The following is a 25,663-nucleotide window of genomic DNA, read 5'->3' as shown; positions in this document are numbered from 1 at the left end:
TAGTGCCCGCATTCTCGGCACCGGCCGCAACGCCGCCCTGCTCGACGACGTCAAGGCCATCGGCCCCGACCGCATCACGTGCTGCCCGCCGGGGGCACCCCGCTGCGTGACTGGGCGCGCGAGCACAACGAGGGTGAAGGCGTCGACATCGTCGTGGACTGCCGCGGCCCCGGTGCCCCGGCCGAGTCCATGCTCGACGCCATCTCGACGCTGCGACGCGGCGGTGTCGCGGTCGACATCGGCGGGATGATGGAACGCCCGGCCCTGGACCTGTTCTCGATGATGTGTTCGCAGAACAGCGTCATCGGCAGCCTGTGGTTCTCCACCGGCGAGGCCCAGGAGATGGCCGAGCTCGCCGGATCCGGTGTGCTCGACCTGTCGGTCCTGGAGCATCACACCTTCCCGCTCGAGCAGATCAACGAGGCCCTCGAAGACCTGCCCTCCCGCCGCGGCGGTTTCAGCAACTACATCTGCCGGCCGGCCACGGAACGCACCACCAGCTGACAGCACCCGATCCGGCCAGGTAATCGATCAGCTGCTTCCTCGACCGGGTCCCGGCTACCTAGTCAGGCTCACGTACTCAGACCCGCTCATGGCCGCGCGGCCAGAAACTGCTGGTGGAACGCCTTCGGCGTGGCCTGTCGGCCCGGTGGCTTACCACGGCCGGTCTCACGGGAAAGGGCGCTCCGCTGACGCTCCGCGTCGCCTCCGGCGACCGGACTGCGTCCGGCCCTTGCCCGCGAGCCTCTCCGGCCGTGGGGGAACGCCTCGCGGCGGCGGGGTGCAGCGTCCCGCCACCCCAAAGGGGTACCCGGGCCGACAGGCCCGACGTCATCGGGAGGCCAGCATGAGCACTAGCCAGAAGACCAACACCGGCCAGGCCCAGAACAACGAGCGCGACGAGCGCAATGACGGATTGTCGTCGGTAATGAGCGTCGGGGTCCGGGTCGCGGGCCGGGTGCCGACGCGGGTTGATCTGCGGTTCGCCGGGACGCCGGAGCAGCAGCTCGGTCTGAGCCTGGGCACGGTGTTGGTGTACCTGCGGACCTACCTGGCCACGCGGACGATCTCACTGGGCTGGGGCGAGGCCGCGGCGCAGGCGCGGTCGCTGTCTCCGGTGCTGCCGGAGCGTCGTCGCCCGGTGATGATGTCGGGGCCGTGGACGGTGTCGGCGGTGGTGCGGCTCGGTGGGATGCCTGCGGTGACCTCCACGTTGTTGCCTGCTCAGCCGGGGCAGGCGTTGCCGACGGTGTTGCGAGTACAGGTCGGACCGGTGACGTGGGAGCTCGCCGACGCGGCCGCGTACACGTCGCTGCTGAACGCGTGGCGCAACGCGGCGGACCTGCTGGCGGTGCACGCGGGCGAGGACGACTGATCCGGGTGTGGATAACTCGGCCCGGCCGCTGGCGCGGCCGGGCCTCCGCACGTCAGGCTCGACGGCGTGCAGTGGCGGGTAGGAGTTCTGCGGTCCGGGGTCGAGAACATCGCATGGACCGATCGCGGTGAGGAGCAGGACTGGCCCTCGGCGCGAGTGGCCGCGCTTGCGTCGCTACGGGCGTTAGTGCTGGAGGAGGGTCGTCAGGAGTACTGGCTGCAGGTCGGTGACGTCGACGCGATCGTGCACCCGGGCGTCGACATCGAGGGGCGTCTAAATCTGTCAAATGTGGAAGGGGCACTTCCGCTGGAGCGTTAGGCGAACGCGAAACCCGTGCAAAGGGCGATCCCGAGGACGATTGATAGGAGGACAACCCCGCGGACGTAGGTACGACGGGGCGCGTGGACAAGCTCGCGCAGAAACTCGACGAGAGTGGACACAGCTGGGTCCTTTCGATAGCAATGAACCGCGACACCGCCGCGCGATTGGGCAACGAAAAGGGTGACTTCCTCGGTCGCGCTGGGGTGCGGATTCGCGGGGGAGCGCTCCGTACCGGAGCCGACCGACCAGACTGAGGACCGATCAGTGCGGTTAATCCCGAGCGACGAAGAAGGCCTCGGCGGCCTGCCGGATCTTGTCGATTCTTCGTGAGACGGCGCTGTGGCTGGTGTAGTCGAGCATCCCGGCGATCTCCGTCCGGCTCGTGAAGCCGCTGTTGAGTAGCACGACGATCTGGCGCTGCTCGGCATCTAGAATGGTCAAGAAGTCGTTGATGACCAGATTGCCGAGGATTTCGCTTTCCGGGCCCTGAACGGGGATCGTGTCGGTGAGTTCTACGAATCGGACTTTGATCTTGATGCGCAGGTGGTGGAGCTTGCGCTCGAAGTCGGCGCGCGCGTGGGACAGATGGTCGGAGAAGTCCTCCTCAACCCTGTTCGCGCGGACCGCCTCGATGATCCCGCGCAGCTGCCCGCTGCGGTCTGCGGCCTCGACGGTCTCCTCGATCGCGTACCGGGCGTCCTGCTCGCCGAACCACACCTCGCCACCCATCCGCGGGCGAGCTGGAATGGCCCCGTCCAGGACGCTGCCGTCGACGAGGCGGACCGCGTCCGGAATCGAGTTGTCCTTCTTCACATCCGGGAAGTCGCGCAGCCGGTTCTGGATCATCGCGGTTACGGGCGGGACCCAGAACTCCAAGTTGTGTGCCAGCAAGGAGAGCGGGTAAGCGTCGGTGAACGCAGCCGGCGACGAGCCAGAGTCCAGATGGGGCCAGATCGCGCTCGCCCACGCGTTGCTTAGGCGGCGCTCGAAGTCCCCCGGCAGGAAGCTATCGATGCGTGGGTAGTCGACTTGATACGGCCATTGACCGGCGCGCAGCAACGGGAGCCCGTAGCGGCGCAGCGTCCGGTGCGGAAGCAGGTGCAGTAGCGGTGCGAACTCGTGGTACCGCGACCTGGTGCGCGGAACGAACACGACGTTCATGTCGCCCAGTTCGGCCACTGACCGCAGCGGCTCCGGCAGCTCGTCGTGGTCGAAGTAGCGGCGTCGAAACTGGCCCGCTTCCCAGAGCATGTTCCATTGCGCGACTGCGGTCGCGAGCTCGTCGAAGGGGCCGTCCAACTAGGGCAGCGCGACGTACTCGGGCGGTTCCGGGCGGAGGGGCAGGATGATTGCGGCGTAGAGGAAGCCGGCCGAGATGTTGAACAGCCTCGGGAACTGCTTCGGGTCGATCTCGCCGTCGGCCAGGACGACGTCATCGCGTCCAGTCCTCGGGTGCTCGGGCGCCGGGTTCCCGGTGTCGCTCACGACGGGATCATCGATGACGGGTGGGTGCGTGTTCGTCCGTATAACCCACTACGACACTCGCGGGCAGATCCGTGCACTCTAGCGATCAATTCACCCGTTCGGCGTAGAACAATGGGTACCGGCATCTTGGGAACCGGCCAGCTCGCTGCGTGATGGCGGCCGTCACCGTTGGATCTGCGGGCGCGGTCGCCCTACGGCTGTGGGGGTCGTAGCCGAGCCGGTTCTGCACGGGCCCATATTCATCGTCCGCACAGTGTGAAGCATGTGCGCGGCGCGGTGTGCCAGGCGGCGCCCTATGCGCCGTAACCACGGAGGCGTGAAGGTCACCCGTCGAGGGGCTCTCGTACTTCCCGGTGCTCCAAGCTGCTCCCGTCCCGGGGCATTCTGGCTGCGTGAACTCTGCGAGCAGGGGATCACCTCACCACTATGGTGCGGACATGGTCAGCGACCGATCGTACGAGAACATGCGCGCTGGTCAGCAGCGATACGCGGTTATCGAGTTCTGCGCGAACGCGGAGACCGCTTGGGGCAAGATCGAGTCCGGCAAGTATGACTGGCTCGGAATGAAGCGGTCTACGTTCATATTCGGGCGACCGCCAGCGGGTCGCGGGTTCAGCGGCAGCGGAGCGATGACGATCGGGGCGCCGGGTGACGACGGCACACCAGCGGGCACTGGTCATGTCGTCGAAGTTCGAGTCCCTCGGGGCTCTGCACCTATGCGGCATCTTCATGCCACGGCCGACGCTGCGCGAGCGGACTACCGCGAGACGGTGGCACGGCTGGCGGAACGCGACGGCACTTCCGGCCTGTTCCGCGTTCGGCTACTCACGGATGGCGCCTTTGAGTCAGAAGAGCTCGTGGTTCGGCTGCTCCCTAACGTCCTGTAGCCGTAGCGGGGACGACGCGGGAGGCACGCGCCTACGTTGAGGGCTCATGACTGCCGAACGGCGTGGCCTCCTCCGTGGCCTCCACAGCAGGATCACGACGTCCGGCGCTGTGCACCGTGTTCCGCGTGAAGTGCACGGATGGACTCCGCGGGCACGATGCTTGCGGTGACGGAATACTCGTAATGCGTAGGTCTGGGGTTCGACTCCCCAAGGCGGCTCATTTCCGCAGGTCGGAGAGCCCTAATGGATCCTACCTGTCCGGCTCCGGGACTCGTGGCCTCTCTCGGAGGCGTTTTTGCTGGTCAGTTATCTGCGGCGTGGCCTCCCCGCGTGTATGCGTCGGTCGGTTGCGCCTCCTTGCTCATGGTTCTCTGTCTACAGCGGGCGCGGGTATCCCACATCGATCGTTGCTTCCGATCGTCGGCGGTGATCACCAACATCGGCGACCCGCCGGAGATCGCTACCCACGCCTTCGCCGGTCGCCCCGTTATCGGAGTGGGGTGGGCGACGACGTACGGGTCGGGGCGGGTAGGTCCAGAACGCGGGAGTTGCGTAGTCGCCAGACCAGGGAGGCGAGTCCGAACCGGGTTCGCCCGATGCCGTTGTCGAGAGGGTCGTATCCCAATTCGGCGATGATCGTGTCGAGCCGGGTCTGCAGCGTGCTGTGGTGGACTCCGGCGGTCCGCGCCGCCTGGCGTACGGAGCTGGTTCGCACGAGCGCGTCGACGGTGGTCGAGCCCCACGTGTGGGACATGATCGCGTCCAGGGAGTCGACGTCGGGCAGGTCGCTGTCCAGGGGGAGGTCGGCGAGCAGGCCGACCAGGCCGCCGTAGTCGTCGGCGAGGACCGACGGCGCGACCTCCGGATCGCACAGGCGCAGGGCGACCACCGCCGTGCGGAACGACCGGTGCAGGTGGTCGACGTCGGTGGCCGGCCCGGTTCCGATCGGCCGTGCCGGGACGGGCGCGTGGTCGTGGGGCACGACCAGGGCGTGGATCGATCCGTAGGGCGTCGCGACGACGTCCTCGGCGCCGGACGGGTGTTCGTCCCACACCGCGAACAACGGTGCCGCGATGACGCGGTACCGCGCGGTGGGCACCAGGTTGAGGCGGGCCGCGGCGAGACGGCGGCTCTCGATCGGGACGGCCGGGTCCAGCAACAGGCCGAGATCGCGTCGGCCGTCGATCTCTCGTCGGCCTCCTCCGAGCCGGACGCGGACGGCCAGCGCCAACCGTTCGAGGACGATCGCGTCGTTCGAGTGCGGCTCGCCGTCGCGCTCGATCCACACGGTCAACCCCTCGGCGGTGATGGCCGAGCAGCTCCCGGGCGTTGGCGGCCCGTCGTCGGAGGCCACGACCTCGCCGCGCGGGCTGACCCGTAGTGACCGTGGAGGGAGGTCGTGCCGGTAGCCGGCGTTGCACCCCGAGAGGGAGGCGGCCGCACTCAGCAGCCCCCGGGTGTTGACGTTGCCGATGATCAGTTCGTCGAAGCAGGCGATGACACGCAGACCGAGGCTCGCCTGTGGGTCGAGCGCCGAGATCCGACCGAGGAGTTCTTGCACGGGCGCCTCCCGACGACTGGTGGTTGCAGTCTAGTGGCGTGGGTCACCGGATCAGTCCGCGAGGATCTTCTCGACCCAGGTGTCCCGCGTCCGGACCATGCCTCGGGCGACGACGGTGTGCGGGGCGAAGATGTCGAACGCGTGGAACCCGCCGGACCAGACGTGCAGCTCGGCGTCGCCACCGGCGGCCCAGAGGCCGTCGGCGTAGGCGATCGCCTCGTCGCGGAAGATCTCGGCGGCGCCGACGTCGATGAAGGCGGGCGGGAGCCCGGACAGGTTCGTCGCCCGGGCCGGCGCCGCATACGGGGAGACGTCCGGACCACCGCGCGCCTCGCCGAGCAGCGCGGACCAGCCGGTCTCGTTGCTGACGCGGTCCCAGACCCCGACACCGTCGAACTGTCCGGTGGAGGCGGTGACACCGCGATCGTCGAGCATCGGGTAGTCGAGGACCTGGCCGCACAGGGCTGGGCCTCCTCGGTCCCGCGCCGCGAGCGCCATCCCGGCCGCGAGCCCACCACCGGAGCTGGCCCCGGCCACCATGAGCCGGTCGTGGCGGATGCCCAACTGCTCGGCCGTCGTCGCCGCCCACTCCAGCGCGGCGTAGCAGTCCTCCCGGGGGAACGGGTCCGGGAACTCCGGCGCGAGCCGGTACTCCACGGCGACCAGGACCGCGCCGAGGTTGTCGACCCAGTCGAGCACGAGGTCGGCTCCACTGAAGCGGTCGCCGAACATCAGTCCACCGGAGTGGACGAAGACGATGCCCGGCCGGGGAGAGCCGGCTCCGGTGGGGCGCAGCACCGACACCTGGATCGGCTCGCCTCGGTGACCGGCGATCGTGTGTTCGCTGCGCGTGATCGCGCGTCCTCGCAGCGTGTTCTCGATCGGCGGGGAGGCGTAGGACCGCCGCATGAACGCGATCAGGTCCGGTGTGATGGTCGGCGGGAACACGCCCCCGACCACGGCGAGGCCGGCCTTGAGCTCCGGGTCGAACTCCGGCCGGGCTACGGACGACACGGGCTCCTCCGACAGGGGTGCGGCAGGGCGACGACGACCGCCGCGACGCTGCCGGCGAGTGCGGCGTCGCGGCGGGTCGGCGGTCACAGCGAAGCGTAGAGGGCGGCCTCGAAGTCTTCGTAGAGCTTCCACGCCTCGTGCTCGGTGATGAACGGCAGCGAGTTCGTGTAGATCGACGCACAGATGCCGGTGGTGCGGTCGATGAAGAAGTGGGTGTTGAACAGCCCGGCCCACGCGCCCGTGCCGGCCCGCCGGGCGCCGGGGACGTCCTGGGTGTTGATCAGCAGCCCGTAGCCCCACGTCCAGCCCTCACCGAGCTTCAGCGTGTCGGTGATCGGAGCGTCCGCCGTCCTGATCTCCGTCGGCATCACAGCGCCGTCGAGCTGGTCGGTGAACGCCGCGTCCACGGTCTCCCGGCTCAGGATCCGAACACCGTCCAGCTCGCCGCCGCGCAGCAGTGCCCGCTCGAAGCGGATGTAGTCACGCGGGGTCGAGTGCAGGCCGTGGCCACCCGCCCACCACTGCGGGTCGTCGGGCAGGACGTTGCCCGCCGAGATCCACTTGCCGTCCTCGCCCTTGACGTGCACGGGCGTCTTGTTCGCCTGACGTGCGTCGTCGAGGGCGAACATCGTGTCGTCCATGCCGAGCGGACCGGTGATGTTCTCCTTGATGACCACGTCGAGGGTCGTGCCGGCGACGGCTTCGACGACGCGGCCGAGCCAGTCGGTGTTGATGCCGTACTCGAACTTGGTGCCGGGGTCGGCGACCAGTGGGGCCTTGAACGCGGCCATGTCTCCGGGCACCACGTTGGGGATTCCGGTGACCTGCTCGTACTTGACCAGGTCCTCGTTCCAGAACCAGTACGTCAGTCCCGAGGTGTGGGTGATCAGCTGCTTGACGGTGGCTTTCGACTTCGGTGCGCGTAGTCGCGGGGTGTCGCCGTCGAAGCCGTCGAGGACCTGCAGTTCGGCGAAGTCGGGAACGTAGCGCTCGACCGGGGCCGAGAGATCGAGTTCGCCGCGCTCCACCTGCTGCAGCGCGGCCACGGTGGCGACCATCTTGGTCATCGACATGATCCGGAAATGGGTCGACGTCGACACGGGCTTCGCGCCGGCGTCGTCGAGCCGCACTCCGGCGGCCCCTTCATAGAACACGCCGTCGGCGTCCGCGGCGATCGCCGCCACGTGCGGTACGGCACCGGTGTCCACCGCCCCCTGCAGCACCTGGTCGATGCGGGATCCTTCAATGTTCCTCGACACGGAACCTCCGTTGGCTCAGATCTGCTCGTCGACGTCCGACATGCTTTCGAGACGCTTTCCGATACGACGATCCCGAGTGTGGCCGGGACCACACCAGCTGATAACCGACGGCGCGACGAGATTCTCGACCTATCGCCCGCCATGTGGCGGTCCGCCGCCGGCCGGGCAGGTCGACACGGCCGATCAGAGGGACGCGGGCTTCCGGTCCGGCGAGAACCCGATTCCGTGTGGCCTCCTTCGCAGCCTCCAACGCAGTCGCACGATGGTCCACGGTGCTTCCGGAAATACTCGGCGTGGCCTCTTTGAGCGTGTGGGTCGCTCAGATGCTCGAGGTCCTCACCGTTCAGGCCTGTAGAGCAGATCGTTCGCATCCCCCGGCTAGATGTGCGGGATCTTGAACGGCGCGGTGATGCCGCCGTCGACGGGCAGAGCGACGCCGGTCACGTAGCGGGCCTCGTCGGAGGCGAGCCAGGCGACGGCGTTGCTGATGTCGGCCGGGTCGACCCAGGAGATGGGAAGGGCGTGCATGTCCTTCATCGCCGCGGCGGCCATGGTCCGGTCGGCGTCGGGCGCTCCGCCGGTGAACAGGCTGTAGATCGCGGGGTTCTGGATCATGTCGGTGTCGACGTGGGTGGGGTGCACGGAGTTCACGCGGATCTGGTGCGGCGCGAGCTCCAGGGCGAGCACCTTCATGAGCCCGACCAGGCCGTGCTTGGCCGCGCAGTAGTGGGCCAGGGTCGGGAATCCGATCAGCCCGGCGACCGAGCTGGTCAGCACGATCGCACCGCCGCGACCGCCGTCGATGATGGCGGGTGCGGCGGCGCGGATGGTCTTCCACACCCCGGTGAGGTTGATGTCGATCATTTCCTGCCAGGTGGACTCCTCCATCTCCAGTGCGGGGGCGTAGCTGGCGATGCCGGCGTTGGCGACGACGATGTCGAGCCGGCCGAACTCGGCGACGGCGTCGGCGACCGTGGACTGCAGGGCGGTCAGGTCGCGGATGTCGGCCCGCACGGCGAGGGCGCGGCGGTCGAGGTCTTCGACGAGCTCGACCGTCTGCTCGAGGTCGGCGGGGGCCGCGGTCGGGTAGGGGGCCGACGCGACCGGAGCGCACAGGTCCACGAGGACGACGTCGGCGCCCTCCTCGGCGAACCGGACGGCGTGTGCGCGGCCCTGCCCGCGGGCCCCGCCGGTGATCAGTGCGACCTTCCCGGCGAGGCGCCCGTCGACCGACGTCGCGCCGGCGGAGGAGATGCTCACGGCAGGACCCGGTCGATCTCGGGGGCGAGCAGCTCGGCGGCGCGTTCGGCGGTGATGACGTCGGCCGGGTCGGGCTCGATGATCTCGCGAGAGGCGGCGTCCTCGTAGACGTGCTCGCCGATCAGGCGGCAGCGGTCGTCGTAGGGCCAGACGAAGGCCAGGGTCCGGCGCAGGAGATACATCTCGCTGGGATCCTCTTCGGCGCGGATGTCGACGAACGCGCTGTCGCCGAGCATCGGCGCCGGGACGAACGCGTTGAACACGACCTCGCCGGAGAAGCCGTGATCGGCCACCGCGATGTCCTGCTCGGCCACCCACATGACGATCGCGTTGGCGGCCATCAGCGACTCGTAGAACCCGACGACCTGCTCCATCCCGTCCAGCACGATCGTCTGGCCGCCCTCGTGGAGGCGGTAGTGCGGGTGCTCGACGGTCATGTCCGGGGCGAGAAGCTCCTTGTATCGCCCGGCGACCTCCAGCAGCCCGTGGCGCCGGTAGTTCTTCAGGATCTTCCGGTGGCGGGGGTTGTCGATGCCCTCGAGCTGTTTCTCCAGCCCGGCGAACATGTGAGTGAACTCGTGGTCGTAGCGGCCCATGGTGGTGGCTCCTGACGTCGGTGGCGGGACTGCAGGAAGACTCGCGTCGCGTCGGGGGCGCGTCCATGACACTTCTCGTCGACGATCTGAACCATTCGGTTATCACTGCAGGTGAATGGCCTGCGAAGCAGATGACGTGCGACACTGTCCTGCGAGAGGAGGTCGTCGTGGATCTCAATCTGCACCTCGTGCGCTACCTCGTAGCGGTCGTCGACGAGGGGCACTTCGGGCGGGCGGCGGCACGGCTCTACGTCAGCGGGCCGGCCTTGAGCAAGCAGATCCGCACGCTCGAGCGCAAGCTCGGCGCGGACCTGCTCGACCGCAGTGCACACCCACTCGTTCCCACCGAGGCGGGCCGTCGCTTCCTGACCGAAGCACGCGCCGCCCTGGCCGCCGCCGACCGGGCCGTGGCGGCCGTGGAGGCACACCGCCGTGCCGCCGCCGGGGTCCTGCGACTGGGATTCATGACCGCCGCGACCGGCACGCACACGCGGCGCATCATCGACCTGGTCCAGCGCGAGATCCCCGGCACGTCGGTGCAGCTCGTTCAACTGGCCTGGGGCGAGCAAGCCGAAACGGTCCGCGCCGGGGCGGTCGACGCCGCACTCGTCCGGCCCCCGATCGTCGACGCCGACGGGCTACGGCTCGACGTGGTCCGCCACGAACCGCGCGTCGTCGCGCTCTCGGCCACCCACCGGCTGGCCACCCGCGCGGCCGTCGAGCTGGCCGACCTCGACGGCGAACCGCACGTCACCGACGACGAGACCGACGAGCAGTGGGTGCGGTGGTGGGCCTGTGACCCGCGACCCAGCGGTGTACCGGTGAGCTACGGGCCCACGGTGCACACCATGGACGAGCTCCTCGAAGTCGTCGCCTCCGGTGAGGCCGTCGCCATCACCGGCAGCTCGGTGGTCGACAGTTGCCGCCATCCCGACGTCGTCTACCTCCCCGTCGCCGACATCGAGCCCTGCCCGGTTTCTCTCTGCACCCGGATCGATGATCGGACACCGCTCGTCGCGGCACTTCGCCGGGCTGTGCATGTGGTGCGGGACGACGTCTCCGTGAAGAACAGTGCCGGTGGGTAGCTCAGCGGTCGGAGCCAGGGTGATCTGAGCCGGCGACATGGCCTCCGATGCCGTCGTGACACCTGATCTCAGAACTCGGCGTGTCGCCGGGCGGACGAACGGCCCGTCCCCGGCTCCGCACCGTTCGCCTGTGGGCCCGGCCCGACGGACCGCGAGGTCTGTCAGAGAGACTGAGGGCCAGTGCCCGCCCTCTCTCGACCTGGAGCCTTCGATGCCGCAGGGGACCGTCCGTTGGTTCGACGCCGAACGGGGTTTCGGCTTCCTGGCGCCCGAGGACGACTCGCCGGACGTGTTCGTGCACGCCTCCGAGGTCGTCACGGACGGCGGCGCGAAAGAGCTCCGCGAGGGTCAGGCCGTCGAGTTCGAGGTCGGCGAGAACGACCGCGGGCCCCAGGCGCTGCGCGTCCGCGTCACCGCCGAAGCGGCCACCGGCAGCGCCGTGGGCCTGCTCGGCACCGTCAACTGGTACGAGCCGGGCAAGGGGTACGGCTTCGCGTCGCCGGACGGCGGCGGCGCCGACATCTTCGTGCACAGCTCCGCCATCGTGACCGGCGGCGTGGTCACCGAGGGGCAGCGGGTGGCCTTCGTGATCGTCGAAGGCGACCGCGGCCCGCAGGCCGGGCACGTGATCCCGCTGGGAGCGGGGGCCGGTACACCCGCTGCGGACGGCACCGCGGACGATGCCGACGGCACGGTGGCCTGGTACGACGAGGACAAGGGCTTCGGCTTCATCACCCCCGACTCCGGCGCCGAGGACGTCTTCGTTCACGCCCGGGCCCTGACCGAGGGACTGACGTGGCTCGTGGAGGGCGACCGCGTCGCCTACGAGGTGGCCACGGCGGAGAAGGGCCCGCAGGCCCGCGACGTGCACCTGGTCCGGGGCGCCGAACCCAAGGCGGCGCCGCCGCAGCGGTCGGCACCGGCCGCGGGTTCGGCGGGGCGCGACGTTCCCGCACGAGCCGGCGAGGGCGTCGTCGCGCGCTACGACGGCGACCGCGGATTCGGCTTCATCACCCCGGACGCAGGCGGCGACGATCTCTTCGCCCACGTGTCCGTGATCATGGGGTCGGAGCCGCTGCAGAAGGGTGACCGGGTCCGGTACGCGGTGCGTCAGAGCGACCGGGGCCCGCAGGCCGACCGCGTCGAACGCCTCTGACGAGGCGGCCGGCCGATCGGCGCGACGCGTGCAGGGCGGCGATCGGATCGTGCCGGCCTCGGTCGTCACGCCGCCGTCGTGTCGCCCTGGTCGCAGGGTCAGCTCCACACGGGCTAGCCGGTCCGATCGGCGGCTGTCCGTCCGACGTGATCCGTGACTCAGCAACTACTTGGGTCGAGGTGCGGTCCTTGATCTTGTGGTGACAGCCCGGGGTCGTATCCGGGCCGGTGGCCGATGTGATGGTCGCTCCCGGGCCGCGCGAGGGCCTCGATCGACGCAGTGCTTCGAGTGGTGCCGGCGTGACCGCGATCACCCGCTTCCGGCGTGAGGACGGCGCGGAGTCGGTGTCCTATGTGTGTCGGCCCATCGAGTGAACACGCTCGGTGTACGCCGTCATCACTGGTCAAGGCGCCGTAGTCGGGTCTTGTCCCGATTTCTGATCCCAGCGGTCACGCGGGGTCATGGTCTGAGAAGGAGTCCGTCCGATGAGCACCCCGAGCGCGTCGAGCCCCGCCCGTCCCACCCCCGGTCCGGCCACCGGCGACGCCGCGCTGGTCACCAGCAACGGCAACACCCGGATCGCGGAGGCGGTCGTGTCCAAGATCGCCGGCCTGGCCACCCGTGAGGTCCACGGGGTCCACGACCTCGGTGGCGGCGCGGCGCGCGCGTTCGGCGCCATCCGTGAGCGCATCCCCGGCGCGTCGACGAACGCCTCACAGGGCATCTCGGTCGAGGTCGGGGAGAAGCAGGCCGCCGTCGACATCAACCTCGTCGTCGAGTACGGCGTCGCGATCGCCGACCTGGCTAAGGCCGTGCGCCGCAACGTCATCTCCGCCCTCGAGCGCATGACCGGTCTGCAGGTCGTCGAGGTCAACATCTCCGTCGACGACGTTTACCTGCCCTCCGACGACGACGACCAGCCCGCCCGGCCCGAGTCGTCGGCCCGGGTGGCGTGACCACGGCGCCTTCGCCGGGCGAGCCGGACCCGGACCTGGTCGCCGCCATCGTCCTGAGCTGCCCCGCGGTGGCCGGGCTGCACCCGGGGCCGTTCGGGGAGGTCGCCACCTACCTGCCCGGTCGCCGCGTGAGCGGCGTCCGGGTCCGGCCCGGTGCGGTCGAGGTCCATGTGATCGGCCGCTACCCGATCCCCGTCCCGGAGATCGAGGGCCAGGTCCGTGCGGCCATCGCCGCCGCCGGGCCCAGTCCGGTCCAGGCACTCGTGGTCGTCGAGGACTACGCGGCCGCCGTCGACCACCTCGCATAGCCGCGGGGCACACCGCGCGGTCGGGGCCGGCCGCGTCACCGACGCGGCCGGCCCTGCAGTCCCTCAATTCTCACGGCACACCGCCTTCCCGAACATACGATCCATTGTGGAGTGATCTCTCATGATTTCCGCCCTGAGCAATACCCAGCTCGGTCTGCTCGCCGGTCTGCTCCTCGGCATCGCCGGTGTCGTGGGGGGATTCGGCGGCTTCATCGTCGCGCTGATCCTCGGTGCGATCGGCCTGCTGGTCGGCCGCTACCTCGACGGCGACCTCGACCTCTCGGAGCTCTCCGAGCGTTCGGGCCTGTCCGGTCGCGGCACCGACCGTCGTCGCTGACCCGATGAGCAGCCCGAACGTCCCGGCAGCCCGGCCGGGCACGAGCGGCCCCGGTCGTCACCGGGCCGACACGGCCCCCGATGACCGTGGATCACTCTCGATCGCCGACACCGCCGTGGAGAAGATCAGCGCCGCCGTGCTCGACGAGATCGACGAGATCGGCGGCGCCGCCCGCCGCGTGCTCGGCCTCCCGATGGGGTCCGACCATGCCGAGCAGCGCCCGCGGGTGACCGCGACCGTGTCCGGCGGGTCGGTGTCCCTCGACGCCCGGGTGAGCGTGAGCTATCCGGCCCCCGTCGCCGCGACGGCCGACCGTGCACGGCGTCACCTGGCCGTGCGTGTGGCCGCGTCGACCGGCATGCAGGTGACCCACGTCGACATCACCGTCACCGCCCTGACCACACCGGCACGACCCACCCACCGCAGGGAACTCGCATGATCCGCCGTCCCCGTCGCACCCTCGCCGCATCCCTGGTCGCCGTCGTACTGCTCGCAGTCTGCGTGCTCGTGGCCGTGTCGTGTGTGCAGAACCTGCTCGGCCGGACGCCACTCCTGCCCTTCTCGGCCATGGCACAGGCCGGTGCGCAGCTCACCGGCGACGGCGTCGCCGTCCTGGCCGCCGCTGCGGTGGTCGCACTCGTCGGCCTGCTCCTCCTCGTCGTCGCGATACGACCGGGCAACCCCACCGTCATCCCCCTCACCGACTCCGGCACCGGGATCGAGACCGGCATCTCCCGGCGCAGCCTCGACCGGGCACTGACCGACTCCGCCACCACCGTCGACGGAGTCACCCGCGCCGGCGTGCGCACCCGTGGCCGCACGACCGCCGTCACCGCACACGTCGCCTTCGGTGACCCCGCCGACAAGAAGACGCAGGTCCGCGCCGCACTGGACGAACAGCTCGCCCGGATCGGGCCCGCCCGGCCCCAGCGCCTGCGGGTCCGTGTCACGACCGACAAGGAGACATGATGGCCAGTCCGAACCGGCCGGCCCGGCTCAACAGGACCCTGTTGATCCTTCTCGGCCTCCTGCTCCTGCTCGCCGGAGGATTCGGCCTGGCGTTCGGCACCGGACTGCTGGGTGGAGTCCTCCCCGGACTCGACCCCTCGGCGCCGCTGCTGCCGGACCGGATCAGTCCGCCCACCTGGGCGGCCTACGCGACCATCGTCGTCGCCGTGATCGTCGGACTGCTGTGCCTGCGATGGTTGCTGGCCCAGACCCGGCGCCGCCCCAAGACCGGCACCTGGACGCTCGGCGACCGCGGCGACAGCTCGCCGACGGGGGTCACGACGCTCGACTCCGACCACGCCGCGGACGCGCTGGCCGCCGACATCGAGGGCTACGAGCACGTCAGCAAAGCCGCCGCAGCTCTCGTCGGAGACCACCGCCACCCCGTCGTGCACCTCGAGGTCACCGCCGAGACCACCGCCGATCTCGCCGTCCTGCGCGACCGGATCACCTCCCACGCCCTCGTCCGACTCCGCGCGGCGCTCGACAGCGACGGAGCGGACGTCGACATGATCCTGCGTCTGACCGGTCCCGACAGCGGACGTGCCCGCCTCTCCTGAGCAGGACGTCCGACCCGAGCTCTCCACGGCTGTGTGTGACTCGTGGCCTCCCCGCGACCGGTTCTCGCAGACCGGCTCACCAGGTGGGGTCGCGGGTAGGTGAACGGTTGGTGGCCCGGTAGGCGGCGAACCACTCGGCCACACCGTCGGGCTCACCGGCGAAGTGGCGGTGGCCGCCGGGCTGCCCTCGACGCCGTCTGACACGTCGGACCGGTCAGAAGTCGTGGCCGGTCTCGTGCGTGGTGCCGGAGCCCCCCGGCATCCGGCGCAGGTGGACCTGGCGGGTCAGCCGGATGACCGGCCGGATCAGGAGCTCGATGCTCCCCGCGAGGAAGAGCCACGTGCCGGCGTAGGTGGTCGCGTCGGAGAAGAACAGGATGCTGCCGATCGTGAACCAGATCGCGATCAGGATGTCGTTCACGATGCTCAGCGCCTCGTAGCGCCGGCGGATGATCAGCTCGTCGTGGCCGATGGTGATGGTGATCGGCGAGGCCGCGTCGGTCATGGTGTGGGTGGTCCGATCGTTCGGTGGTGGCGTCGGGGTCCCGGGGCGGGCCGTGTCACCGGAGCCCGGCGTCACGGGCCCGAGCTACGGCGGAGGTGCTCCAGGACGTCGTGCTCGCTCAGGTACCCGACGGCCGGACCGTCCGGCTGCCTGCGGACCGGCAGTGTCCGTCCCGGTCGTGCGGACAGCTCCGGGAGGACGTCGTGGACCGGACTCTCCGGACGCAGCTCCACGTCCACCGGCGCGCCGGGATCGGAGGAGGCCGGCTCCGCCGGTGGTCCGGGCGCGGCCGGCGTCATCAGATCTCCGACGGTCACCGTTCGCAGGACGCGGTCGGTACCGGAGTCGGCATCGATGTCCACACCCCGGCGCAGGAGCTTGAGCGTGTAGATGGTGTCGTGCGACACCAGGTGGCTGATTCCGGTGGCCAGCACGACGGCGGCCATCAGCGGCAGGATGACCGCGTAGTCGCCGGTCAGCTCGAACACGATCAGGACCGCGGTGATCGGCGCGTGGGCGGCGCCGGCGAACACGGCGGCCATGCCGACCAGGCCGAACGCGCCGGGAGACAGATGCAGGGCGGGGAACAGCGCGTCCGCGACGATCCCGAAGGCCGTTCCGGCCATCCCGCCGACGAACAGCGAGGGGGCGAACACGCCGCCGGATCCACCGATACCGATGGTCAGGCTCGTCGCGACCATCTTGCCGATAAGCAGGACCAGGAGGAATCCGAGCGCGTACCCGCCGGAGATCCCCTCCTGGAGCACCGGGTAGCCGACGCCGTACATCTGGGGCAGCGCGAGGAGCAACCCCCCGAGGAGAACCCCGCCCACGGCCGGGCGCAGCCATTCAGGACCGCGCCACACCGCGTCGCAGGCGTCCTCGACGAGGTACAGGAAGCGCGCGAACACCCAGCCGAGCAGCCCGGCGAGCAGGCCGAGCAGGGCGTAGAGGGGCAGCTCGGACACCGAGCCCAGGGCGAAGTGCGGCAGCGACAGGATGGTGTCGTCGCCGACGATCGTCCGGGCGATCACGTTCGCGGTCACCGAGGAGATCACCAAGATGCCGAACGCCTCCGCGGTGAAAGCGCGCAGGATGATCTCCAGGCCGAACAGCACCCCGGCGATCGGGGCGTTGAAGGTGGCCGAGATACCGCCGGCGGCGCCGCAGGCGACCATCAGCACCAGCCGGTTCGAGGGCACCCGCAGCCACTGCCCGATCGAGGACCCGAGCGCGGACCCGATCTGCACGATCGGCCCCTCCCGGCCGACCGAGCCGCCGGTACCGATGCACAGGGCCGAGGCGAGCGCCTTGACCGCGGCGACACGGGCCGGGATCCGGCCGCCGTTGCGGGCGACGGCGAACATCACCTCGGGGACACCGTGCCCGCGGGCCTCGGGTGCGAAGCGGTTGACCAGCGGGCCGTAGATCAGGCCGCCGACGACCGGCGCGAGGAGCAGGAACCAGATCCCCAGTTCGGGAAAGTGGGTGCTGGGCACCCGTCCGGCGTCGCTGTAGTCGGTCCGGCCGGTCACCAGCCCGGTGATGCCGAAGATCAGGAACCGGAACACGACCGCGCCCAGCCCGGCTCCGACCCCGATGATCAGGGCGAGTCCGACCAGCCCCGGCCGCGTCCCGACCAGCCAGCGACGCGCCGAGGTCAGAGGGCCGGGTCGGGTCGAGGTCGAGTCCGCGAGGTCGCCGGTGCTCACGGGCGGGCACCGCCGATCGCCCAGTCCGGCTCCGAGGGTTCGCCCGCGGCCTCGGAGAAGGACCGCAGGCCCTCCACGACGTCGGTGCGGCGCTCCTCGGGCATGGCGGCGAGCAACGTCCGGAGCTCGGCCCGGCGCCGGACGGTGACGTCCCGCACGAGGTCCTGTCCCGCCGTCGACAGCGAGACCGTCACCTCGCGCCGGTCGTCGTGCGAGCGATCGCGCACGACGAGATCCTTGCCCACCAACCGGTCGCACATCCTCGTCGCGGTGGACGGTGTCACCGTCAGAGCGGCGGCGAGGTCGGCCGGTCGCTGGGCGCCGCGCTGGGCCAGGACCACCAGTGCCCGGTACTGCGGGAGGGTCACGTCCTCGTCGACCGCGGCCAGCGACCGTGCGGCCACGGCCAGCAGTGCCCGGCTCGCCGTCATCACCACGTCGACGAGCTCGTCCTCGGTGTGCCGGACCTCGTCCGCGACAGAGTGGGGCGAGCCCGGGAACGGCTCCGCATCTCGTTGCATCAAGCTATCATTGCACTATGCAATCTTCTCGGCGCCCGGCCGCGGGTGTCGTCCTGCTCACGCCGGACCGTCGCAGATCCGGGACGCGCACGTCCACGACCATCACCAGGTGTCGTCGTCCCGTCAGGCCCTCGGGGTCATCGGTGAGCGGTGCTGCGTCACGCGCGAGGTCGGCCCTTCTCGCTCGTGGTGAGCCATCGGGCGACGTCGACGAGCTTGAGGTTGGTGTCCTGAGAAGAGCGCACCAGCATCTGGAAAGCGCGTTCGTCGTCGATGCCGAACCGCTCCATGAGGATGCCCTTGGCCTGGCCGATGACGTCGCGGGTGGCCAGCGCCTGGCTGAGCTGGGAGGAGTTGGTGGCGCCGTAGAGCAGCAGGGCCGCCTGGACGCCGAAGAGACCGGCGACGGTGCGGGCGGCGTCGTCGAAGGCGCCCGGGGTGCGGGAGTAGAGGTTCAGCGCCGCGCGCAGGGGGCCGTCGGTCGTGAGCTGGGTCGACATGAGGGCCCGGTAACCGGTGTCGGCGGCTCGGAGGGCGAAGCGGGGCCACCGGTCGGAGTCGGGCGGTTCGGCGAGGTCCCGGGCCAGGACCACGCCGTCGTCGGGCGGGTCCTCGACCGCGGTGATGCAGGGTCCCTCGTGGAGCTCGGACTGCAGCTGGTCGAGCTTGTTGACGCCCTCGTCGGTGGGGACCCGGGAGGTGACGTGACCGTTCTCGGTCATGGAGATCCCCCCGGCGTCGGCCCCGGGAACGGTGTCGACGGCGGAGGTGACGATCTCGGCGAGGGTCTGCTCGAGGTCGGAGATGCTGCGCCGGGCGACCAGGTCGCGTCCGGCGTTGCGCAGGGCGATGACGAGTTCGTCGCTCTTGTCGGGGCGCACGGGGATACACCTCGTATCGGGTGGCGTTCGCTGCTCGGCGTCGTCGACGAAGGTACGTCATCGCGCCGCCCGATCCGACCCCTCCGGCCGGTTCCCGCTGTGGCCGGACCGGGCGGCCCGCCCGGCTCGTGCCCTTGCCGGGCAGGTACTCCGGCCGACGATTCGACGCCGCCGGGCCGGGTAGGCGTCCACCCGGGACCGTCCACGACGGAGTCGTGGGCACGAGGAGAAGGGGACGACGATGGTCACCGCGCAGCGATCCGTTCACGGCGCCGGCCGGGCCGATGAGGCCGGTCCGGTCCGCCCACCGGCCGGGGCGGCCGACGCCGCAGCACGCGTGGGGGTGGAGTTCGGCACGTTCCTCCCGGCCGAGGTCATCGACGAGGTGATCCGGGAGTGCCACCGCGAGCTGGACGCCCCCTCGGCGGACGTCTCGAGGGAGGTGCTGGAGCGCCGGACCCGGCAGCGTCTGATCGAGCGGGTGCGCGCCGGCGGTGCCGGAACCCGGTCCTCGGGGGCGCCCGAGGGCTGAGCCCGGACGGGAAGGGCGCGCCGTCCTGTGACGGTCGGACTCCGGACGGTGGTTGCCCCGTTCCGTGGTCGGCGTTACCGTCGGGACAGATCGCCGCCGTCGTGCGGCGAAGGCGCGTTGAGTCCTCCAGCGCTCCGGTGTAGCAGGCCCCTCTGGCCCGCCGGACACACGCCGCGCAACCGTTACCGCTCGTCGGTACCCGTCGTGCGTGCCGCGCCCCGGCATGGAGTGTTGATGACGACGACAGAGTTCACGAATTCCACGACACCGGCCCGGAGCCGTGACGGCCGTGACGGTTACGACGACCTCGAGCCCGACCTGCGCCGGCACGCCGAGAGCACGGTGGGCGACCCCGGCCGGGAGGAGCGGCGCGACCGTCTGATCCGTGAGTTCCTCCCGCTCGTGCACAACCTGTCCCGGCGCTACGCCACAGGGGGACACTCGTCCGAGGACCTCGAGCAGGCCGGCGTCGTCGGACTGATCAAGGCCATCGACCGATACGACCCGGACGCCGCGACCCGGGGCGCGCTCGCCTACCTCGTCCCGAGCGTGCGGGGCGCGATGATGCGCTACCTGCGCGACCACACCTGGGCGATGCGGGTGCCGCGCGACCTCAAGGAGCTCAGCGTCCGGGTCCGGCGGGCCACCGACGTGCTGACGCACCGGCTGGGTCGTGCTCCGCGGCCGAGCGAGCTCGCGGAGGAGACCGGGGTGCGCGTGGAGGAGGTCGTCGACACCCTCGCCGCCATGGAGTCCTACCAGGCCTCCTCGCTGGATGCGCCGACCGCCGAGGGTGAGCCCGGCATCGGGGAGCGGCTCGGCAGCGAGGACACCGACCTGGAGGTCGTCGAGCAGCGCGGGACGCTGCGCCGGCTGATCAACGAACTGCCCGAGCGCGAACGGACCATCCTGCTGCTGCGCTTCTACAGCGAGCAGACGCAGACCCGGATCGCCGAGCAGGTCGGGGTGTCGCAGATGCATGTGTCCCGCCTGCTGAGCCGGACCCTGGAGCAGCTGCGGACGCAGATGGCGGCCGTCGAGCCGGACGACGGGGCCGGGAACCCGCCGTCGGCGACGTTTGTCCCGGCGAGCCCCGGGCAGGCGATCACGACCCGGTGAACGCCCCACGGAAGAAGGACACCCCATGACCGACCCGAACCCGCCCGCACAGCAGCAGGGCTCTCCCGGACGGACCGGCGACCTCGACCCTGCGCCGCGTGACGAGATGCGCGACTACATCGGCCGTGGCCTGCTCGACGGCACGGTCGCGCTGGTGACCGGCGGTGACTCCGGCATCGGCCGGGCGGTGTGCGTGGCCTTCGCCAAGGAGGGCGCGGACGTCGCGCTGTCCTACCTGTCCGAGGACGACGACGCCGACCACACCGCCGCGCTGGTGCGTGCGCAGGGGCGCCGCTGCGTGACGATCGCCGGCGACCTCGGCGACGCCGCGCACTGCGACGAGGTGGTCTCGCGCACGGTGGCCGAGCTGGGCCGGCTCGACACGGTCGTGAACAACATCGCGACCCAGGAGCCCTACGACCGGCCGGAGCAGATCACCGACGAGAAGTGGCTGCGGACGTTCGAGGTGAACGTGCACAGCTACTTCCGCGTGACGCGCGCGGCGCTGGCGCATCTCCCGGCGGGCGGCTCGATCATCAACACCGGCTCGGTGAACGGGCTGCGCGGCAACAAGAACCTGATCGACTACTCCGCGACGAAGGGCGCGGTGCAGTCGTTGACCTACGCCCTGGCGCAGTCGCTGATGGACCGGGAGATCCGGGTGAACTGCGTGGCTCCCGGACCGGTGTGGACGCCCCTGATCCCGGCGACGTTCCCGGCGGAGAAGGTGGAGTCCTTCGGCGCACAGACCCCGATGGGCCGTGCCGCGCACCCGGACGAGATCGCCCCGTCGTTCGTGTTCTTCGCCGCGCCGTCGATGTCGTCGTACTACACCGGCGAGGTCCTCGCGCCGGTCGGTGGCGAGACGATGCCCGGCTGACATCTCCCTCCACGGCTCCGGCGATGACTTTCCGGCCCCGCCGGCGTCCTACCTTCGACTACGCGACGAAGGAGGCACCGTGAGCGGTATCGAGGTCCTGGTGGCGGGGGCGAGCATCGCGGGACCCGCGCTGGCCCACTGGCTGCACCGGCGGGGTGCCGAGGTGACCGTCGTCGAGCGGGCACCCGGGCTGCGTCCCGGCGGGCAGGCGGTGGACGCGCGCGGGGTGGCCAGGGAGGTCATCCGGCGGATGGGGCTGGACGCGCAGGTGCGCGCGGCCCGCACCGACACCGTCGGCGCCTACACCGTGGACGCGGACGGGAACGTGCTGGAGACGTTCCGTGCCGACGACCACGGCGGCGACGGGTACGTCTCGGAGATCGAGATCCTGCGCGGGGACCTGTCCCGGGTGCTCCACGACGACACCCGCGACGGCGTCGAGTACGTCTTCGGGGACCGGATCGCCGAGCTCACCCAGGACTCCGACGGGGTCGACGTGGTCTTCGCGGGCGGCGACCGGCGGCGCTTCGACCTGGTGGTCGGGGCGGACGGGCTGCACTCGGCGTTGCGGGCGACGGTCTTCGGGCCGCACGAGCGTTTCGTCCGCCACCTCGGCATGGTGCTGGCCTTCTACACCGTGCCCAACGAGTTCGGGGTGGACCGCTGGATGGTCGACCACCAGGACTCCGGGCGCTCCGCCGGCCTGCGGCCGCTCCCGGACGGCGACCGGGCGATGGCCATGCTCTCGTTCGGCGCCGAGGACCTCGACGTCGACCACCGCGACGTCGAGGCCCAGAAGCGGCTGCTGTGCGAGCGCATGGCCGGCTTCGGCTGGATGACCCCGCGCATCCTCGAGCACGTCGACGACACCCCGGACTTCTACCTCGACCAGGTCGCCCAGGTGGTCATGGACCGCTGGTCGGACGGTCGCGTGGCGCTGCTCGGTGACGCGGCGTTCAGCTCGTCGCCGATGTCCGGCGGGGGCACCGGGCTTGCCCTGGTCGGTGCCTACCTGCTGGCCGGGGAGCTGGCCGCCGCCGGCTGGGACCCGGAGATCGGGTTCGCGCGCTACGAGGAGCGCATGCGCCCGTTCGTCGAGGCCAACCAGGAGATCGGCCGGATGCACGTGCAGAGCCGTGACGTCCCCGAGGAGGGCGGGGAGCCGCCACCGGAGCCCGACATGGATGCGCTCATGGCGCTGGTCGAGCGCGCGGTCAACGGCGTCGAGCTGCCCGACTACGCCGGCGTGCCGGACTCCGGTCCGTCGGTCGGTCGGCCGGTCACCTCCCCGGCGAGGCCGTAGCCCCCTCGGCCCCCGGGCGGTGTGGCGCCGGGGACCTGGGGGGGGTACTGCTGGTACCGGTCTCGTCGTGCACTGCCGGCACCCGGTGCACGGGCCTACCGTGAAGGTCATGGCAATCCCAGCTCTGACCTTGAACAACGGTGTGCAGATCCCGGCCCTGGGCTTCGGGGTCTTCCAGGCGGCTCCCGAGGAGACGGTCTCGGCCGTCGAGACGGCGCTCGCGTCGGGCTACCGCCACATCGACACCGCCGCGGCCTACGGCAACGAGCGTGAGGTCGGGGAGGCGATCCGTCGTTCCGGTCTCGGGCGGTCCGAGGTGTTCGTCGAGACCAAGATCTGGATCAGCGACTACGGCTACGACGAGACGCTGCACTCCTTCGACAAGAGCGCCGGCAAGCTCGGTGTGGACCAGATCGACCTGCTGATCCTTCACCAGGCCCTCCCGGGCGAGTTCGGCCGCACGATCGGCGCGTACCACGCCCTGGAGAAGCTCCTGGCCGACGGCAAGGTCCGGTCGATCGGTGTCAGCAACTTCATGCCCGACCATCTGGCCGCGCTGATGGAGGAGACCTCGGTCGTGCCGGCGATCAACCAGATCGAGGTGCACCCCTACTTCCGCCAGACCGAGCTGCTCGACGCCGACGCCGGGTACGGGATCGTCTCCCAGGCCTGGTCACCGATCGGCGGGATCACGTTCTACCGCGACGGCTCGCACGGCAGCACGCTGCAGGACCCCGTCATCGTCGGGATCGCGCAGGCGCACGGGAAGTCTCCGGCGCAGGTGATGCTGCGCTGGCACCTGCAGCAGGGCCGCCAGGTCATCCCCAAGTCGGTCACGCCGTCGCGGATCGCCGAGAACATCGACGTGTTCGGCTTCGAGCTCACCGCCGAGGAGCTGTCGGCGATCGACGGGCTCGACACCGGTGTGCGGGGCGGCCCGGCGCCGGAGGCCGTCACGCTCGAGTCGTTCGGCCGCGAGATCCCCGAGGCCTGACCCGCCGCCCGCGTTCCCCCACTCCACGGCGCCGCACCGAACCGCGCGACGCCGCCATGAAAGGTGCCCTTTCGATGAAGACAGCACAGCTCGGCGCGCTCGAGGTGTCCCGGCTCGGCCTGGGCGCGATGGGCATGTCCCACGGCTACACCGGCGCGGGCTCCGACGACGCCGAGTCCATCCGCACCATCCACCGCGCCCTGGACCTCGGGGTGACGTTCCTCGACACCGCCGAGGTCTACGGGCCCTACGTCAACGAGGAGCTCGTCGGGCGCGCCATCGCGGGCCGTCGTGACGAGGTCGTGCTGGCCACGAAGTTCGGGCTGGTCTCGCACACCGGGTCGCAGGCCCCCGACTCCAGCCCGGCCAACGTCCGCGCCGCGGTCGAGGGCAGCCTGCGCCGCCTCGGCGTCGACCACATCGACCTCTACTACCAGCACCGGGTCGACCCGGACGTCCCCATCGAGGAGACGATCGGCGCGGCCGCCGAGCTCGTGCAGCAGGGCAAGGTCCGCCACCTCGGCCTGTCCGAGGCCTGGACGGACACGATCCGCCGGGCCCACGCCACGCACCCGATCGCGGCCCTGCAGTCGGAGTACTCGCTGTGGACCCGCGACCAGGACGAGCTCCTGCCGCTGCTCCGCGAGCTGGGCATCGGGCTGGTGCCGTACTCGCCGCTGGGCAAGGGGTTCCTGACCGGGCAGGTCCGCCTGGAGGACCTCGCCGAGGACGACTTCCGGCGCACCACGCCGCGCTTCTCCGCGGAGAACTTCCGGGCCAACCAGGTCCTCGCCGACGAGGTCCGGGTCGTCGCCGACGAGGCCGAATCGACCCCGGCGCAGGTCGCGCTCGCGTGGCTGCTGGCCCAGGGCGACGACATCGCCCCGATCCCGGGCACCAAGCGCGTGTCCCGGCTCGAGGAGAACGCCGCCGCCGACGCCGTCACGCTGACGGACGGGCAGCTGCGACACCTCGACGACCTGGCCCCCGCGGCCGGCGGTCACCACAGCGACGCCCAGATGCGGCTGATCGAGCGCTGACCACCCCACGCTCCCGGACGGATCCGCACACGACCGAGGAGACCTACCGTGGTGGACATGGACCCACGCACCGAGATCCGCGAGTTCCTGGCCTCGCGGCGGGCACGGATCACGCCCGAGCAGGTCGGGCTGCCGCACTCCGGCAGCCGGCGGGTGCCGGGTCTGCGCCGCGAGGAGGTCGCGATGCTCGCCGGGGTGGGCGTCGACTACTACACCCGGATCGAGCGCGGGAACCTCGCCGGCGTGTCCGACAGCGTCCTGGAGGCACTGGCCCGGGCGCTGAAGCTCGACGACGCCGAGCGCCACCACCTCTACGACCTGGCCCGGGCCGGCACGACGCCGGCCCGGCCCCGTCGCCGCCGTTCCCAGTCCCAGGTCCGCCCGGGTGTGCAGCGGCTGCTCGACGCGCTCGTCGGCGCTCCGGCGTTCGTGCGCAACGGCCGGGCCGACATCGTCGCGGTCAACCCCCTCGGCCGGGCGCTCTACGCGCCGCTGTTCGACACCGACGCCCGCCCGGTCAACTCCGCCCGGTTCACGTTCCTCGACACCCGTTCCCGCGACTTCTTCCGCGACTGGGACCGCACCGCCTCCGACGCGGTGGCGATCCTGCACGCCGAGGCCGGCCGTCATCCCGACGACCGCGACCTCTCCGACCTGGTCGGGGAGCTGTCGACGCGCAGCGAGACGTTCCGGTCCCTGTGGGCCGCGCACGACGTCCGTTACCACGACACCGGCGTCAAGCGCCTGCGTCATCCCGTGGTCGGGGATCTCGACCTGTCCTACGAGGTCGCGGAGCTGCGCGGCGACCAGGACCTCACGATGTTCGCCTACAGCGCCGAGCCGCGGTCCCCGTCGGCCGACGCCCTCGAGATCCTGGCCAGCTGGGCCGCGACGAGCGACCGGACGAGCGACGTCCCGGGCTCCGGCGACGGCTGACCCCGCCGCCGCTCCCCGCACGCGCACCGGTCGTGATCGACACCACGATCGGGTGCCGTGAGGTTCGTCGGA

At 70.7% G+C, this 25,663-nt stretch carries 29 protein-coding genes; 18 read left to right on the top strand and 11 right to left on the bottom strand.

The window, feature by feature from the left end:
• The first annotated feature begins 78 nt into the window (after positions 1 to 78).
• The 3 genes from EV383_RS31855 to EV383_RS29530 all read left to right on the top strand — a co-directional run bounded on the left by EV383_RS31855 (position 79) and on the right by EV383_RS29530 (position 1,693).
• A complete protein-coding gene (locus EV383_RS31855) occupies positions 79 to 504 on the top strand; it encodes a zinc-binding dehydrogenase (protein ID WP_207223700.1) in 426 nt (141 codons plus the stop codon).
• 343 nt (positions 505 to 847) lie between these two features.
• On the top strand, positions 848 to 1,375 hold the full coding sequence (locus tag EV383_RS29535) for a hypothetical protein (RefSeq protein ID WP_130293300.1): 528 nt from the start codon (positions 848 to 850) through the stop codon (positions 1,373 to 1,375).
• A 66-nt stretch (positions 1,376 to 1,441) separates the two neighbouring features.
• The gene (locus EV383_RS29530; protein ID WP_130293298.1) at positions 1,442 to 1,693 is read left to right on the top strand and encodes a hypothetical protein; all 252 of its coding nucleotides are present in this window, start codon (positions 1,442 to 1,444) and stop codon (positions 1,691 to 1,693) included.
• A 273-nt stretch (positions 1,694 to 1,966) separates the two neighbouring features.
• Here the strand turns inward: EV383_RS29530 and EV383_RS29525 are convergent, their stop codons facing one another.
• The 7 genes from EV383_RS29525 to EV383_RS29500 all read right to left on the bottom strand — a co-directional run bounded on the left by EV383_RS29525 (position 1,967) and on the right by EV383_RS29500 (position 9,758).
• Positions 1,967 to 2,995, bottom strand: coding sequence for a sigma-70 family RNA polymerase sigma factor (locus EV383_RS29525; protein ID WP_207223699.1), 1,029 nt, complete (start codon positions 2,993 to 2,995; stop codon positions 1,967 to 1,969).
• Complete coding sequence (locus EV383_RS31850; protein WP_207223698.1) at positions 2,996 to 3,181, bottom strand: hypothetical protein; 186 nt, start codon at positions 3,179 to 3,181, stop codon at positions 2,996 to 2,998.
• Between the two features lie 1,374 nt (positions 3,182 to 4,555).
• A complete protein-coding gene (locus tag EV383_RS29520) occupies positions 4,556 to 5,629 on the bottom strand; it encodes a CdaR family protein (protein ID WP_130293296.1) in 1,074 nt (357 codons plus the stop codon).
• A gap of 51 nt (positions 5,630 to 5,680) precedes the next feature.
• Entirely contained in the window at positions 5,681 to 6,643 is a 963-nt protein-coding gene (locus EV383_RS29515) for an alpha/beta hydrolase (protein WP_207223697.1), read from the bottom strand.
• Between the two features lie 83 nt (positions 6,644 to 6,726).
• Positions 6,727 to 7,902, bottom strand: a complete 1,176-nt coding sequence (locus EV383_RS29510) for a serine hydrolase domain-containing protein (RefSeq protein WP_130293294.1) — start codon at positions 7,900 to 7,902, stop codon at positions 6,727 to 6,729.
• A 378-nt stretch (positions 7,903 to 8,280) separates the two neighbouring features.
• Entirely contained in the window at positions 8,281 to 9,162 is an 882-nt protein-coding gene (locus EV383_RS29505; protein WP_278044859.1) for a mycofactocin-coupled SDR family oxidoreductase, read from the bottom strand.
• Positions 9,159 to 9,758 (bottom strand): hypothetical protein, encoded by a 600-nt coding sequence (locus EV383_RS29500; protein ID WP_130293292.1) that lies wholly within the window; start codon positions 9,756 to 9,758, stop codon positions 9,159 to 9,161. The genes EV383_RS29505 and EV383_RS29500 overlap by 4 nt, the downstream gene beginning before the upstream one ends.
• Before the next feature lie 65 nt (positions 9,759 to 9,823).
• Between EV383_RS29500 and EV383_RS29495 the strand changes: the two genes are divergently transcribed.
• The 8 genes from EV383_RS29495 to EV383_RS29460 all read left to right on the top strand — a co-directional run bounded on the left by EV383_RS29495 (position 9,824) and on the right by EV383_RS29460 (position 15,168).
• On the top strand, positions 9,824 to 10,843 hold the full coding sequence (locus EV383_RS29495; RefSeq protein ID WP_242623361.1) for a LysR family transcriptional regulator: 1,020 nt from the start codon (positions 9,824 to 9,826) through the stop codon (positions 10,841 to 10,843).
• Positions 10,844 to 11,054: 211 nt separating this feature from the next.
• Positions 11,055 to 11,999, top strand: a complete 945-nt coding sequence (locus EV383_RS32795; RefSeq protein ID WP_130293290.1) for a cold-shock protein — start codon at positions 11,055 to 11,057, stop codon at positions 11,997 to 11,999.
• A gap of 485 nt (positions 12,000 to 12,484) precedes the next feature.
• Entirely contained in the window at positions 12,485 to 12,955 is a 471-nt protein-coding gene (locus EV383_RS29485; protein ID WP_130293288.1) for an Asp23/Gls24 family envelope stress response protein, read from the top strand.
• Positions 12,952 to 13,263, top strand: a complete 312-nt coding sequence (locus EV383_RS29480; protein WP_130293286.1) for an Asp23/Gls24 family envelope stress response protein — start codon at positions 12,952 to 12,954, stop codon at positions 13,261 to 13,263. Before EV383_RS29485 ends, EV383_RS29480 begins: the two co-directional genes overlap by 4 nt.
• 121 nt (positions 13,264 to 13,384) lie before the next feature.
• Positions 13,385 to 13,600, top strand: a complete 216-nt coding sequence (locus EV383_RS29475) for a hypothetical protein (protein WP_423213673.1) — start codon at positions 13,385 to 13,387, stop codon at positions 13,598 to 13,600.
• Positions 13,601 to 13,604: 4 nt separating this feature from the next.
• Entirely contained in the window at positions 13,605 to 14,039 is a 435-nt protein-coding gene (locus EV383_RS29470; RefSeq protein WP_130293283.1) for an Asp23/Gls24 family envelope stress response protein, read from the top strand.
• The gene (locus tag EV383_RS29465; protein ID WP_130293280.1) at positions 14,036 to 14,569 is read left to right on the top strand and encodes a DUF6286 domain-containing protein; all 534 of its coding nucleotides are present in this window, start codon (positions 14,036 to 14,038) and stop codon (positions 14,567 to 14,569) included. The genes EV383_RS29470 and EV383_RS29465 overlap by 4 nt, the downstream gene beginning before the upstream one ends.
• Positions 14,569 to 15,168, top strand: coding sequence for an alkaline shock response membrane anchor protein AmaP (locus EV383_RS29460; RefSeq protein ID WP_130293277.1), 600 nt, complete (start codon positions 14,569 to 14,571; stop codon positions 15,166 to 15,168). Before EV383_RS29465 ends, EV383_RS29460 begins: the two co-directional genes overlap by 1 nt.
• A gap of 214 nt (positions 15,169 to 15,382) precedes the next feature.
• Here EV383_RS29460 and EV383_RS29455 read toward each other — a convergent pair whose 3' ends face one another.
• From EV383_RS29455 to EV383_RS29440, 4 genes are all read right to left on the bottom strand, one after another.
• Positions 15,383 to 15,673: a YrhK family protein gene (locus tag EV383_RS29455; RefSeq protein WP_130293274.1), complete on the bottom strand. Its 291-nt coding sequence runs from the start codon at positions 15,671 to 15,673 to the stop codon at positions 15,383 to 15,385.
• A gap of 71 nt (positions 15,674 to 15,744) precedes the next feature.
• Positions 15,745 to 17,385: a chloride channel protein gene (locus EV383_RS29450; RefSeq protein WP_423213672.1), complete on the bottom strand. Its 1,641-nt coding sequence runs from the start codon at positions 17,383 to 17,385 to the stop codon at positions 15,745 to 15,747.
• The gene (locus tag EV383_RS29445) at positions 17,382 to 17,906 is read right to left on the bottom strand and encodes a MarR family winged helix-turn-helix transcriptional regulator (RefSeq protein ID WP_165438546.1); all 525 of its coding nucleotides are present in this window, start codon (positions 17,904 to 17,906) and stop codon (positions 17,382 to 17,384) included. Before EV383_RS29445 ends, EV383_RS29450 begins: the two co-directional genes overlap by 4 nt.
• 158 nt (positions 17,907 to 18,064) lie before the next feature.
• Positions 18,065 to 18,787: a GAF and ANTAR domain-containing protein gene (locus tag EV383_RS29440; protein WP_130293272.1), complete on the bottom strand. Its 723-nt coding sequence runs from the start codon at positions 18,785 to 18,787 to the stop codon at positions 18,065 to 18,067.
• A 241-nt stretch (positions 18,788 to 19,028) separates the two neighbouring features.
• On the opposite strand from EV383_RS29440, the gene EV383_RS29435 reads away from it, so the two are divergent.
• The 7 genes from EV383_RS29435 (at position 19,029) to EV383_RS29405 (ending at position 25,591) form a co-directional block, all read left to right on the top strand.
• Complete coding sequence (locus EV383_RS29435) at positions 19,029 to 19,319, top strand: hypothetical protein (protein ID WP_130293269.1); 291 nt, start codon at positions 19,029 to 19,031, stop codon at positions 19,317 to 19,319.
• Positions 19,320 to 19,553: 234 nt separating this feature from the next.
• Positions 19,554 to 20,438, top strand: a complete 885-nt coding sequence (locus EV383_RS29430; protein ID WP_130293267.1) for a SigB/SigF/SigG family RNA polymerase sigma factor — start codon at positions 19,554 to 19,556, stop codon at positions 20,436 to 20,438.
• A 25-nt stretch (positions 20,439 to 20,463) separates the two neighbouring features.
• Entirely contained in the window at positions 20,464 to 21,318 is an 855-nt protein-coding gene (locus tag EV383_RS29425) for an SDR family oxidoreductase (protein ID WP_130293264.1), read from the top strand.
• Between the two features lie 79 nt (positions 21,319 to 21,397).
• Positions 21,398 to 22,621 (top strand): FAD-dependent monooxygenase, encoded by a 1,224-nt coding sequence (locus EV383_RS29420; RefSeq protein ID WP_207223696.1) that lies wholly within the window; start codon positions 21,398 to 21,400, stop codon positions 22,619 to 22,621.
• A gap of 109 nt (positions 22,622 to 22,730) precedes the next feature.
• A complete protein-coding gene (locus EV383_RS29415) occupies positions 22,731 to 23,615 on the top strand; it encodes an aldo/keto reductase (protein ID WP_130293252.1) in 885 nt (294 codons plus the stop codon).
• A gap of 74 nt (positions 23,616 to 23,689) precedes the next feature.
• Positions 23,690 to 24,655, top strand: coding sequence for an aldo/keto reductase (locus EV383_RS29410; RefSeq protein ID WP_130293249.1), 966 nt, complete (start codon positions 23,690 to 23,692; stop codon positions 24,653 to 24,655).
• A 57-nt stretch (positions 24,656 to 24,712) separates the two neighbouring features.
• Positions 24,713 to 25,591: a helix-turn-helix transcriptional regulator gene (locus EV383_RS29405; RefSeq protein ID WP_130293247.1), complete on the top strand. Its 879-nt coding sequence runs from the start codon at positions 24,713 to 24,715 to the stop codon at positions 25,589 to 25,591.
• Positions 25,592 to 25,663 lie beyond the last annotated feature (72 nt).

The sequence above is a fragment of the Pseudonocardia sediminis genome (assembly GCF_004217185.1).
Classification (GTDB): Bacteria; Actinomycetota; Actinomycetes; order Mycobacteriales; family Pseudonocardiaceae; genus Pseudonocardia; species Pseudonocardia sediminis.
The sequence above is the reverse complement of the archived record's forward strand: the minus strand, read 5'-3'. Positions and strand labels throughout refer to the sequence as shown.